Here is a 12,572-nt window from a genome sequence, read left to right as displayed (position 1 = left end):
TGGGCGCGTCGGATCGCCCGGGGTGTCGGATCGTATATCCGCAGATTGCGACGCCGGCGGCGCGGGTATGGGTGGCGAGGGCGGCCACCGAGTGGAGGTCAGCCCACCGCGTCGCGCGCGGCGACGAACGCGGCGACGCAGCGCCGCACCTCGTCCTCGGAGTGCGCCGCCGACAGTTGCACGCGGATGCGCGCCTTCCCCTTCGGCACCACGGGGTAGCTGAACGCCGTCACGTAGACGCCCCGCTCCTGCAGCGCGTCGGCGATGCGCGCCGTGAGCGCCGCATCGCCGAACATCACCGGCACGATGGGATGCGAGCCGGGCAGCAGGTCGAAGCCGGCATCCGTCATCAACGAGCGGAACAGCGCCGCGTTCGCGGTGAGACGAGCGCGCAGGTCGCCCGACTCCGACACGAGCGTCAGGGCCTCGAGGGTGCCCGCGACGATCATCGGCGCGAGCGTGTTCGAGAACAGGTACGGCCGTGCACGCTGGCGCAGGAGGTCGACGATCTCCTGTCGGGCGGCGACGTAGCCGCCGGATGCCCCGCCGAGCGCCTTGCCGAACGTGCCGGTCGTGATGTCGACCCTGCCCTCCACCCCGCAGTACTCGGGGGTGCCCCGGCCGTGCTCCCCGACGAAGCCGACCGCATGCGAGTCGTCGACGAAGACGAGCGCGTCGTACCGGTCGGCGAGGTCGCAGATCTCCTTCAGCGGCGCGAGGTAGCCGTCCATCGAGAACACGCCGTCGGTCACGATGACCCGACGGCGGGCTCCGGATGCCGCCTTCAGCTGCGCCTCGAGATCTGCGAGGTCGCGGTTCCGGTAGCGGTGGCGCTGCGCCTTCGAGAGCCGGATGCCGTCGATGATCGACGCGTGGTTGAGCTCATCCGAGATGATCGCGTCATCCGGCCCGAAGAGCACCTCGAAGACGCCGCCGTTCGCATCGAAGCACGACGAGAACAGGATCGTGTCGTCGTAGCCGAGGAATTCCGACACCCGCCGCTCGAGCTCGAGGTGCAACTCCTGGGTGCCGCAGATGAACCGCACGCTCGCGAGTCCGTAGCCCCACTCGTCGAGGCCGCGGTGCGCGGCGGCGACGATTCGGGGGTCGTTCGCGAGGCCGAGGTAGTTGTTCGCGCAGAAGTTCAGCACCTCGCGGTCGGCGACCTCGATCTCGGAGGACTGCGGGCCGTGGATGCCGCGCTCCCGCTTCGTGAGTCCGGCGGCCTCGATCTCGTCGAGTTCCGCGCGCAACTGCGCCTGCACCGATCCGTACATGCTCAGACCTCCGTCCAATCGAGGATGACCTTGCCGACGCCGCCCGATTCCGCGGCGTCGAACGCGGCACGCCACTCGCGCGCCGGGTAGCGGTCGCTGATGATGGATGCGACCCGCGAGCGCAACTCGGCGCTCGTCTGCAGCATCGCGCTCATGGAGTTCCACGTCTCGAACATCTCGCGACCGTAGATGCCCTTCATTGTGAGCATGTGGGTCACGACCTTGCCCCAGTCGATCGCGAACGGATCGGCGGGAAGGCCGAGCAGGGCGATGCGGCCGCCGTGATTCATGTTCTCGATCATCTCGGGCAGCGCCGCTGGAGCTCCCGACATCTCGAAGCCGACATCGAAGCCTTCGCGCATGCCCAGGCGCGGCTGCACGTCGCGGATGCGTTCACGCGACACGTCGACCGTGGCATCCGCTCCCATCCGCATCGCCAGCTCGAGGCGAGCGGGGCTCACGTCGCTCGCGACGATGAAGCGTGCGCCCACGTGCCGGGCGACCGCGATCGACATGAGGCCGATGGGCCCGCAGCCCGTGACCAGCACGTCCTCGCCGACGACCGAGAACGCGAGCGCGGTGTGCACGGCGTTGCCGAACGGATCGAAGATCGCGCCGACCTCGGGTGCGATGTCCGCGTGGTGGACCCACACGTTCTCGCCGGGGATCACGATGAACTCCGCGAACGCGCCGTCCCGGTGCAGGCCGACGCCCTTGGTGCGGATGCACATCTGCCGGCGTCCGGCGCGGCAGTTGCGGCACATGCCGCAGACGATGTGGCCCTCCCCAGAGACATGGTCGCCCACGGCGACGTCGTGCACGAGCTCGCCCACCTCGACGACCTCGCCGTAGAACTCGTGGCCGGGGATCAGCGGCGTGCGGATCTCGGCCGCGGCCCAGTCGTCCCACTGCTCGATGTGCAGGTCGGTGCCGCAGATGCCCGTGCGCAGCACCCGTATCTTCACGTCGGCGGGGCCGGGCTCGGGCTCCGGTCGATCGACGTACTCCAGGCCGGCGCCGGGTGCGGGTTTGCGGAGGGCCTTCATCGATACAACCTCGTCGTCTCTGGTACTCGAGCCGGGGGGTGTTCCGGCTCTGGGTCGGTTCCCGGGTCGTGTCCGGGTGCGCCGAGCGCCAGTGCCTTCATGGTAGCGACGGATGCCGCAGCGCCCGTCGCCATGACCTCGCGCGATCGCCCACCGGTGCCCTTGCGGTCGCCCGACACGCCCGATATCGTTCTCGAATCGAAGATCGAATCGATTCGACAGCCCCACGCACCCGGGACCACAACCGATGACGAAGCAGAGCCGATGACCGGAACGCCGCCGATGACCGCCGAGACCGAACGCACCCCGCGCGAGCTCATCGCGTGGCGGAACGCGATCTTCGCCGTCTTCTTCGTCTCGGGCTTCAGCCTCGCGAGTTGGATGGCCCGCATCCCGTCGATCCGCGACCACACCGAGCTCACCACCCAGGGCGTGGGGTTCGTGATCCTCAGCGGATCGATCGCCTCGATCCTCGGGCTCATCGTCGCTCCGTGGCTGCTCAACCGTCTCGGCCCGCGGGTGGGCATGGCGGGTGTGATGATCATCGTCTCGGTCGGGCTGGTGTTCGTGGGCTTCGGCGGATCGGCGACGCCGTCGGTGCTTCTCGTCGTCATCGGTCTTGCGCTCTTCGGCTTCGGCAACGGGGCCGTCGACGTCATGATGAACGTCGAGGGCGCCGAGGCCGAGCGTGCGATCGGGCGCACCCTGATGCCCCTCATGCACGCGTTCTTCAGCTTCGGCACGGTCGCCGGCGCCGGACTCGCAGCCGCGGCATCCGCTCTCGGCATCCCGCTCTCCTGGCATCTCGCCGGCATGGCGCTGCTCGTCGCGATCGCCTCGGTGGTGGCCGTGCGGTCCGTCCCGGCGCAGCCGCCGCACCACGAGCAGGACGACGCAACGCGCGCGCCCTTGGGGCAACGGGTGCGCGAGAGCCTCGCCGTGTGGGCCGACCTGCGGCTCCTCCTCATCGGCGTGATCATGCTCGGCATGGCCTTCGCCGAAGGCAGCGCCAACGACTGGCTCGCGCTCGCCGTCGTCGACGGGCACGGGTTCGACGCCACCATCGGCGCCGCCGTGTTCACCGTCTTCACGATCGCGATGACCGCAGCACGAGTGCTCGGCGGCCCCGTGATCGACCGGTTCGGCCGCGTGCCCACGCTGCGGGTGCTCGCGGCGACGGGCGTGGCCGGCCTCGCCCTCTTCATCTACGGCACCGAGACCTGGATGCTCATCGTCGGCACCGTGCTCTGGGGCGTCGGCGCCTCGCTCGGGTTCCCCGTCGGCATGTCGGCGGCGGCCGACGTGCCCGAGCGGCGCCTGTCGGCCGCCCGCGTGAGTGCCGTCGCGATCATCGGGTACTGCGCGTTCCTCGTCGGGCCCCCCTTCCTCGGATTCCTCGGGCAGCAGTTCGGCATCCTCAACGCGCTGCTCGTGATCCTCGTGCTCATGGTGATGGCCGGGCTCGCGGCGCCGGCCGCGCGGGAACGCACGGGGCCGCGCGCCGCCGCGGAGGGGTGAGGCAGCGGCATCCGCTCGCGGCATCCGCTCGCGTCATCCGCTCGCGTCGGCGGCTCGCCGTACACTCGACAGGTGCGCCTCGTCATCGCCCGTTGCTCCGTCGACTACGCGGGGCGACTCTCCGCCCACCTGCCCCTCGCGACCCGGCTGCTCATGGTCAAGGGCGACGGCTCGCTGCTCGTGCACTCCGACGGCGGCAGCTACAAGCCGCTCAACTGGATGAGCCCTCCGTGCACGCTCGAGGCCGCCGACCCCGACGACGAGCAGCGCGCCGTCGGCATCGTCGAGGTGTGGAAGGTCACCCATGAGAAGACCGCCGACCAGCTCGTGGTGTCGATCCACGAGGTGCTGCACGACTCCGCGCACGAGCTCGGCGCCGACCCAGGCCTCGTGAAAGACGGCGTCGAGGCGCACCTGCAGCAGCTGCTCGCCGAGCAGATCGAGCTCCTCGGCGAGGGACACCGGCTCGTGCGTCGTGAGTACATGACGGCCATCGGCCCGGTCGACATCCTGGCGACGGATGCGGCGGGCGCCTCGGTCGCGGTCGAACTCAAGCGCCGCGGCGACATCGACGGCGTCGAGCAGCTCAGCCGCTACCTCGAGCTCATGAACCGCGACCCGCGGCTCGCGCCCGTGACCGGCGTGTTCGCCGCGCAGGAGATCAAGCCGCAGGCCCGCACGCTCGCGGAGGACCGAGGCATCCGCTGCGTCGTGCTCGACTACGACGCCATGCGCGGCATCGAGAGCGGCCACGCGCGCCTGTTCTGAGAACCCTCTTGTCATGACGACGACGGCGTGAGAGCGTTCTCTTCCCTGAGAAAGTCTCAGGGAATGTACCCATAGGATGTCACGGTGACTTCCACCCTCCCCACCCAGACCATCGCGCCGACCCGCACCTGGTCGACCGTGCTGTTCGATCTCGACGGCACGATCGTCGACTCGGCGTCCGACATCACCGCGTCGCTCGCGCACATGTTCACGGAGATGGGACTCGAGGCGCCGTCGGAGGAGGTGCTGCGCGCCTACGTGGGTCCGCCGCTCCTCGACAGCCTGCGCATGACCGCGGGATTCACCGACGCCGAGGCGTGGGAGGCACTCAACGTCTACCGCGACCACTACGGCGACCACGTGCTCCGCTCCCCCGTGTTCCCCGGCGTCACGCACGTGCTCGAGCGGCTGCATGCGGCCGGCGTTCCCGTCGCCCTCGCCACCTCCAAGCCCGAGTCGATGGCGCGCGCGGTGCTCGACCACCACGGCCTCAGCCAGTACTTCACGGTCATCGCCGGCGCGAGCGACGACGAGGAGCGCAGCACCAAGGCCGACGTCGTCGCCGAGGCGCTGCGACGCCTCCAGTCGCTCGGGGTCGACACCGGCGCGGCCGTCATGGTCGGCGACCGCGGGTACGACACGCTCGGCGCCCTCGCCAACGGCGTGCCCACGATCATGGTCGAGTGGGGCTACGGCGGCCCTGAGGAGGCCGGCGACGCCATCGCGACCGTGCACTCGACCGACCAGCTGCGCAACCTGCTCCTCGGCTGACACGGCTCGTTCCGTGGCATGGATGCAGTGAACGCATCTAGCATGCATCTCCCGCGCGGGCAACGATCGAAGCTGCGCGACGTGGCGGCATCCGACGACGAAAACATGCGTGCCCGAGCAACAGACGTGCGTGATCGATCGAGTTTTCACAGAGCTCTTCCGTAGCCACCGAATCGCACGGCAGGATTCCGGGTACGTCCGTCGCCATCAGGCGGGCGTTCGTTCGTGCCGGGGCGGCGACCCCGCGTCGGCACTCGGAGGGAGATGCATGTCTGGAACGACCACACGCGCGCGCAGGCGCGCGGTGGCGGTGATCCCAGTGTTCGCGCTCGTCGCCGCCGGTTTGGCGACTGCGGGTGCGAGCGGGGCAGCCGTCGCAGCGGGTCCGGTCACCACCCCGGTGATCAGCGACTCGGAGTACTACATGAACTACGTCTCGCCGCGTGCCGAAGTCGCCTTCGGCACCGATGAGATCGTGGGATCGATCGCATCCGGCCGGAGCACGGAGGGGGCGAACGCCGCCATCGAGAAGGCCGACGCCCTCGATCGCAAGTTCAGCCAGGGCAACCCCACGGCTGCCCGCGGCCTGGCGAAGCTCGAGGCGACGTCGATCGAGACCGGCAAGAGCCCGAAGGAGCTGAAGAACCTGAAGAGCTCGACGTCGACGCAGGAGGCGAAGCTCCTCACGATCCTCGTCGAGTTCAGCACGACGGCGAACGACGACTTCACCGGCTCGTACGTGCCGGAGGCGTTCGGGGCGACGGAATGCGTACCCGGCAACGTGCAGAACGGCCCGCTCCACAACAACATCCCCGACCCGGCCACCTACGAGCTCGAGGACAACAACACGATGTGGGTGCCCGACTTCTCGTCGGAGCACTTCAACAAGATGCTCTTCACCGACGAAGGCATCACGGAGCGTGTGCGTCCCGACCTCACCGGCCCCGACGGCCAGCCCGGCATCGACATCTCGGGCTACACGATGAAGGCCATGTACGAGGAGATGTCGCGAGGCGCCTACACCGTGACCGGTGAAGCCACCCCGTGGGTCACCGTGCCGCACTCCGAGGCGTACTACGGCGCGAGCCTCTGCTTCCTGAACGAGGAGGGCGAGTACGAGGCCGGCGCGATCCAGGACATGCAGGGTCACCCCGAGAATCCGCTCGGTCCGGGCCAGCTGCCCATCGACGCGGTGGCGGCCCTCGCTGACGCGCAGCCCGACTTCCCGTGGGACGAGTACGACATCGAGGACCAGGGCGACCGTGACGGCGACGGGAACTTCCTCGAGCCCGACGGCGTGATCGACCACGTCGTGCTCGTGCACGCCGGTGAAGACAAGTCGGGCGGTGGCGGCGCCGAGGGCACCTACGCCATCTGGGCGCACTCCTCGGCGGTCACCGGCGGGGCGAAGATCCCAGGCACCGACCTCATGCTGTCGAACTACATCGTGCAGCCCGAGGACTCGGGCGTGGGCGTGTTCGCGCACGAGTACGGCCACGACCTCGGCCTGCCCGACCTGTACGACACCTCGGGTGCCGGCAGCTCCGACGTCGACTTCTGGGACCTCATGTCCTCGGGGTCGCACTCCGGACCGATCTTCCAGTCGATGCCGACGCACATGGGTCTCTGGGACAAGTGGGTGCTCGGCTGGGCCGACCCGCTCGTGCTGAACCCGGGTGCCGAGACGCGCGACGTGAAGGTCGGCCAGACCTCGCGCCCGAAGAAGGGCACGAAGGACGGCGTCAAGATCAACCTTCCCGACAAGGTCATCACGCTCACCGAGCCGCACAGCGGCGAGAACGCGTGGTACACCGGCGCCGATCAGGACTGGGCCGACCTGCGCCTGGGCCGCACGATCGCCGATGTTCCGGCCGACGCGAAGTTCTGGATGTGGAACGACTACGTGATCGAGGCGGACTGGGATTACGGCTTCGTCGAGGTCTCGACCGACGGCGGCTCCAGCTGGACCGAGCAGAAGGTCTACGCGGAGGACGGAACCGAGGTGTCGACGCCTGACGGCTACGCCGACCCGAACAAGCGAATGGTCGACTACGGCGGCAAGAAGTACGGCCTCACGGGCGACTCGCACGGGTGGAAGCACCAGTACGTCGACCTGACGGCGTACGCCGGCCAGACGATCGACCTTCGCCTGCGTCTCGCGACGGATGCCGCCTACCAGGATCGTGGCTGGTTCAGCGACGACTTCTCGCTCACGAGCGCCGGAACCGAGGTCTGGGCCGACGACGTCGAGAGCGGCGAGAACGGCTGGACTCCCGAGGTCGCCTCGTTCACCACGACGACCGGCCCCGGCTGGCGTATGGACACCGGCACCTCGGTGAAGGCGCAGTACTACCTGGTCGAGTGGCGCAACTTCGACGGCTTCGACGAGGGCCTGAAGTACGCCTACAACTCGGTGTACAGCGTCGACGCGTGGAAGGTCGAGAAGCTCGCGTACAACGCGCCCGGCGCCCTGGTGTGGTACCGCGACACGACGTACGGCAACTCGAACCAGATCCTGACGAACGAGACCGCGCTGCCGAGCTTCGGCGCCAAGGGCGGCCTGCTCATCGTCGACAGCCACTTCAACCCGCTGCAGCGCACCGGTGCGGCGGCCGATGCCGACCCGACGACCCTGAACGTGATGCCGTCACGTGCGCAGTCGTCGAACGCGGCATTCGGGCTGTCCGAGACGTATCCCTTCACGGAGTGCTTCACGGGCGGGGACGTCACGGTCGAGTACTGTACGGATGTCGCGGCGCAGTCGCCGGTGAGCACCTTCACCGACGATCAGGGCTGGGTGCCCGGCTTCGCCCTGCGCGAGGCCGACGGCGCGCTGTTCTACCGTGACCGGGATGCCTCGGTCGTGGTTCCGTCGGTCGGCAACGCGCAGTACTCGACGCCGCTGTACGACCTGCAGGGCAACCGCCTGCCGGACTACGACGGGCTCGACATCGGGCTCGGGCCGTTCGGGTCGGGCAACCCCGCCGACGACGGCGTGGGCTACGGAACGGTCGTCAAGGTCCTGCAGACCCTCGACGGCAACCGCGCGGCGGTGATCCAGATCACCGCGCCGAACGCCGGATGAGCTGAGCCGCTGCTCCAACGGCGAGGCGTCGGCCCCTCATGGGGTCGGCGCCTCGTCGTTTCAGGTGTCGGCGTCGGGCGTCGGGCGCCGCTCAGGCGGCGTGGCGTTCGAGCCCATCGAGGAGTCGGTCGAGACCCCAGGCGAAGCCGTCACCCGTCGCGCCGGCGCCCGCTTCGGTGAGCGGGAATGCGGCGGCATCCGTCCAGAGGGTGGTCCCGCCAGTTCCAGCAGATGACTCCTCGACCTCGCCCGCGCGCCGAGCGGCGTCGAGCGCGGCGACCCCGAGCACGTACGCTCGCACGGTCTGGGCCGCCCGCGCGGCGTCGGCGTGCGGCATCCCGTCGGCGACGAAACCGGCGACGAGCGACTCATTGAGGCCCAGCGCGTGCCGTCCGTCGAGGGGGCCGCTCGTGACGAGCACGATCGCGCCGACGTGCTCGGCGAGCCGGGCGCGCAGGGCGGCTGCGTGGGCGTGCACCTGCTCGCGCCACGGTGTGCCGGTGTCGGATGCCGCAGCCGACCGCACGGTCGACAGCAGGTGTTCGACCATGGCCCGCAGGAGGGCGTTCTTCGAGGGGAAGTACGTGTAGAGCGCGGTCGGCGTGAGTCCGAGCGACGCCGCGACCCCGCGCACCGACACGGCCGCGAAGCCCTTCTGCTCGAGGATCACGAAGGCGGCGTCGACGATGTCGGCCTGGCTGATGCTGCGCCTCGGTCCGGGTTTCATGGTGCTCCTCGTGGTCCCACCCACCGTACCCGCCGCTGGCGCACGGATGCCGCGCTCTGCGATGATTCGGGCGGGAACCCGAGGAGGCGACGTGGCCGAGGCCGGCAGGGCGTTGACGCACGAGCGTGAGCTCACCGAACCCGTGGCGCTCACGCTGCCGAACGGGCGGCTGAATCCGGCCGCAGTGGGCTGGACGCGGCATCCGCTGCATGACACCTCGGGAATCGGCCGGGGCGCACGCGCCTGGGGCCGCAACAAGCGGTGGGAGTACTGGGCGTTCACGTCGCCCGAGGTGATCGCCGCCGTCACCGTGGCGACGCTCGACTACGCGACCATGAGCCAGGTGTGGGTGCTCGATCGCCGCACCGGCGAGGAGGTCGACCGGAGTGCCGTCACGCCGCTCTCCCGCGGCGTCACCCTGCCCGCGTCGCTCGGCGGCGGCCCGGCGACCGCCCGCGTGCCGGGCCTCGACGTGCGCATCGACGAGGAGGCCGGCAGCACTGGCACCCGCATCCGCGCCACCACGGCACGCGTGGCGATCGACGTGCTCGCCGAACGGCCGCCGGGGCACGAGGCGCTGGGTGTCGTCGTGCCGTGGAGTGCTCGGCGGTTCCAGTACACGGTGAAGGATGTCGCGCGCCCCGCGATCGGCGCGGTCACCGTCGACGGGGTCGCCCACGAGCTGCAGCCGGGCGAGAGCTGGGCGGTGCTCGATCACGGGCGTGGCCGCTGGCCGTACTCGATGCGATGGCACTGGGGCGCGGCATCCGGCACCGAGCGCGGACGCCGCCTCGGCCTGCAACTCGGCGGCCTCTGGACGCGGGGCACCGGTTCGACCGAGAACGCCATCTCGATCGACGGACGCCTGCACAAGCTCGGCGACGAGCTCGACTGGCGATTCGACGCCGGCGACTGGCTCGCCCCGTGGTCGATCAGCGGCCCGCGCCTGGACCTGCGGTTCCAGCCGTTCCACGACCGATTCGCGCGCACGGCGCTCGGGGTCATCCACTCCGAGACGCATCAGTGCTTCGGTCACTATCGCGGCACGGTGGTCGACGACGATGATGAGGTCGTCGCCGTGGAGTCGCTGCTCGGCTGGGCGGAGTACGTCACCAACCGCTGGTAGCCGAGCGGATGCCGCGGCGCACCGTCTCGGGACTCCTCAGCCGAGCGGCGCGAGGAAGGTCAGCACCGAGCCGTCCTCGACGATGAGCGGGCGGAGCGCCGCGTTGAACGCCGCGCCGTACGGTGCGGCGAGGTGGTCGGCGAACGCGGCCTCATCCCGGTACGCCTCCACCACGACGAACCCGGCGCCGATCGCCTCGGGGCCCGCGACCGCATCCGAACCGGCGGGCGGCGCGGCCACGCGGGACGGCTCGAAGGCGAGGCATCCGGGCTCATGGCGAACCTTCGCGGCGAGCGCGAGGAGGAGGTGCGCGACGTCCTCCTCGCGTCCGGGCACGGCGGTGAACCGCGCGACCAGCTCCACCCGGTCGGTGGCGCTCGACCAGCTCACACGCGCGCCGCGCCGGTCATGATGGCGACGGCGTCGGTCATCGAGTGCGACTCGGGGGTGATCGTCGCCGCACGCTTTCCGAGCCGCTGGATATGGATGCGGTCGGCCACGTCGAACACCTGCGGCATGTTGTGCGAGATGAGGATCACCGGGATACCGCGGTCGCGCAGGTTCTTGATGAGCTCGAGCACCTGCTGCGACTCGCGCACACCGAGCGCGGCCGTCGGCTCGTCGAGCACGACGACCTTCGACCCGAACGCGGCGGCGCGTGCGACGGCGACGGCCTGGCGCTGACCGCCCGAGAGGTTCTCGACCGCCACCGTGACATCCTGCAGCGTCGAGATGCCGAGTTCCTTCAGCTCGTCCTTCGCCTTCTGCCGCATGCCCTTCTGGTCGACCACACGGAAGACCGAACCGAGGATGCCCTTCTTGCGCACCTCACGACCGAGGAACAGGTTCGCGGCCACGTCGAGCGCCGGCGAGACGGCGAGGTTCTGGTACACCGTCTCGATTCCGGCGGCATGCGCGTCCTGCGGTCGCTTGAAGTGCACCGGCTTGCTGTCGAGGAAGATCTCGCCCTCGTCGGGGATCTCCGCGCCCGTGAGGCACTTGATGAGCGTCGACTTGCCGGCGCCGTTGTCGCCGATGATGGCGAGCACCTCTCCGGGGTAGAGCTCCAGACTCACCCCGTCGAGGCCGACGACCCGTCCGAACGTCTTGACGAGACGGCGGGCCCTGAGGATCGGCGTGCGGGTCTCGGCGGGCGCGCCGCCCGCGGCATCCGCTGAAATCGTGTCGGTCATCTGCGTACCTTTCGGATCCACTGGTCGACCGAGACGGCGACGACGATGAGCACGCCGACGGCGAAGGTCTGCCAGAGCACGTCGAGCCCCGCGAGCGAGAGGCCGTTGCGGAAGACGCCCACGATGAGCGCCCCGAGGAGGGTTCCCCACACGGTGCCGCGGCCGCCGAAGAGGCTCGTGCCGCCGATGACGACCGCGGTGATGGAGTCGAGGTTGAGGTCGGCGCCCGCGTTGGGCGATGCGGCGTTCGTGCGGCCGATCTGGATCCACGCGCCGATGACGAGGATGGCTCCGGCGGCCAGGTAGACGCTCATGAGCACGCGGTTCACCCGGATGCCGGCGAGGCGTGCCGACTCGGGATCGTCGCCCACGGCGTACACGTGCCGCCCCCACGCGGTCTTCTGCAGGATGAACGCGATCGCCACGTAGAGGATCAGCATCATGAGCACGCCGATCGTGATGTTCACGCCGCCGACGTTGAACGTCTCGCCCATGAAGGTGAGGAGGTCGGGCATCTCGCCTCCGCGCACGGTCGCGCCGCCCGAGTAGAGCAGCGTGAGGGCGACGAAGATGTTCAGCGTGCCGAGGGTCACGATGAAGGGCGGCAGCTTGAGGCGCGTGACGAGGAAGCCGTTGAGGGCGCCCGCCGCGAGCCCGACCACGAGGCCGAGGAAGAGGCCGAGCACGGCCGGCAGCCCCAGGTGCACGGTGCTCTGCGCGATGACCATGGAGCTCAGCACCATGACGGCGCCGACCGAGAGGTCGATGCCCGCGGTGAGGATGATGAGCGTCTGGGCGATCGCGAGGGTGCCGACCACGGCGACCTGCTGCGTGATGAGCGAGAGGTTCGCGGGGTTCAGGAAGCGGTCGTTGAGCAGGCCGAACACGATCACGGCGAGCACGAGCACGATCGCCGGGCTGATGGCCGGGTAGCGGTGCAGGGTGTTCCGGATGCGGCTGAGCGGGGTGGTGCGGTCGAGGAATTCCTCGGCCAGGTCGAGCGCCGAGGTCGGCGGCTCCGTCGTGTGCTGACTCACGTTGTCTCTCCGATGTGTCGGGGT

At 69.7% G+C, this 12,572-nt stretch carries 11 protein-coding genes; 5 read left to right on the top strand and 6 right to left on the bottom strand.

Translation table 11 applies throughout. From position 1 onward, the window contains the following. Window positions 1–98: 98 nt before the first annotated feature. Together AB0K73_RS04115 and tdh are read right to left on the bottom strand one after the other, a co-directional pair. The gene (locus AB0K73_RS04115) at window positions 99–1,277 is read right to left on the bottom strand and encodes a glycine C-acetyltransferase (protein ID WP_360510469.1); all 1,179 of its coding nucleotides are present in this window, start codon (window positions 1,275–1,277) and stop codon (window positions 99–101) included. Window positions 1,278–1,279: 2 nt separating this feature from the next. After that, complete coding sequence (gene tdh / locus AB0K73_RS04110; RefSeq protein ID WP_360510470.1) at window positions 1,280–2,323, bottom strand: L-threonine 3-dehydrogenase; 1,044 nt, start codon at window positions 2,321–2,323, stop codon at window positions 1,280–1,282. Window positions 2,324–2,587: 264 nt separating this feature from the next. Here tdh and AB0K73_RS04105 point away from each other — a divergent pair, with 264 nt between their 5' ends. From AB0K73_RS04105 to AB0K73_RS04090, 4 genes are all read left to right on the top strand, one after another. Next, window positions 2,588–3,841 (top strand): MFS transporter, encoded by a 1,254-nt coding sequence (locus AB0K73_RS04105; RefSeq protein ID WP_360510471.1) that lies wholly within the window; start codon window positions 2,588–2,590, stop codon window positions 3,839–3,841. Between the two features lie 72 nt (window positions 3,842–3,913). Beyond that, window positions 3,914–4,609: an endonuclease NucS gene (gene nucS / locus AB0K73_RS04100; protein ID WP_360510472.1), complete on the top strand. Its 696-nt coding sequence runs from the start codon at window positions 3,914–3,916 to the stop codon at window positions 4,607–4,609. Window positions 4,610–4,693: 84 nt separating this feature from the next. Continuing rightward, the gene (locus AB0K73_RS04095) at window positions 4,694–5,380 is read left to right on the top strand and encodes an HAD hydrolase-like protein (RefSeq protein WP_360510473.1); all 687 of its coding nucleotides are present in this window, start codon (window positions 4,694–4,696) and stop codon (window positions 5,378–5,380) included. Between the two features lie 268 nt (window positions 5,381–5,648). Further along, complete coding sequence (locus AB0K73_RS04090; RefSeq protein ID WP_360510474.1) at window positions 5,649–8,465, top strand: immune inhibitor A domain-containing protein; 2,817 nt, start codon at window positions 5,649–5,651, stop codon at window positions 8,463–8,465. A 91-nt stretch (window positions 8,466–8,556) separates the two neighbouring features. Here the strand turns inward: AB0K73_RS04090 and AB0K73_RS04085 are convergent, their stop codons facing one another. After that, window positions 8,557–9,192: a TetR/AcrR family transcriptional regulator gene (locus AB0K73_RS04085; RefSeq protein ID WP_360510475.1), complete on the bottom strand. Its 636-nt coding sequence runs from the start codon at window positions 9,190–9,192 to the stop codon at window positions 8,557–8,559. A gap of 91 nt (window positions 9,193–9,283) precedes the next feature. On the opposite strand from AB0K73_RS04085, the gene AB0K73_RS04080 reads away from it, so the two are divergent. Continuing rightward, window positions 9,284–10,318 (top strand): DUF2804 domain-containing protein, encoded by a 1,035-nt coding sequence (locus AB0K73_RS04080; RefSeq protein WP_360510476.1) that lies wholly within the window; start codon window positions 9,284–9,286, stop codon window positions 10,316–10,318. A 36-nt stretch (window positions 10,319–10,354) separates the two neighbouring features. Here AB0K73_RS04080 and AB0K73_RS04075 read toward each other — a convergent pair whose 3' ends face one another. From AB0K73_RS04075 to AB0K73_RS04065, 3 genes are read right to left on the bottom strand one after another with little or no spacing between them, the layout of a single operon-like run. Continuing rightward, window positions 10,355–10,708: an antibiotic biosynthesis monooxygenase gene (locus tag AB0K73_RS04075; RefSeq protein WP_360510477.1), complete on the bottom strand. Its 354-nt coding sequence runs from the start codon at window positions 10,706–10,708 to the stop codon at window positions 10,355–10,357. After that, window positions 10,705–11,511 carry an ATP-binding cassette domain-containing protein gene (locus tag AB0K73_RS04070; protein WP_360510478.1) on the bottom strand — a complete coding sequence of 269 codons (807 nt, stop codon included), beginning with the start codon at window positions 11,509–11,511 and terminating at the stop codon, window positions 10,705–10,707. The genes AB0K73_RS04075 and AB0K73_RS04070 overlap by 4 nt, the downstream gene beginning before the upstream one ends. Then, window positions 11,508–12,548, bottom strand: a complete 1,041-nt coding sequence (locus tag AB0K73_RS04065) for an ABC transporter permease (RefSeq protein ID WP_360510479.1) — start codon at window positions 12,546–12,548, stop codon at window positions 11,508–11,510. Before AB0K73_RS04065 ends, AB0K73_RS04070 begins: the two co-directional genes overlap by 4 nt. Window positions 12,549–12,572 lie beyond the last annotated feature (24 nt).

It is taken from the genome of Agromyces sp. NPDC052230 (assembly GCF_040679595.1).
GTDB lineage: Bacteria > Actinomycetota > Actinomycetes > Actinomycetales > Microbacteriaceae > Agromyces.
The sequence above is the reverse complement of the archived record's forward strand: the minus strand, read 5'-3'. Positions and strand labels throughout refer to the sequence as shown.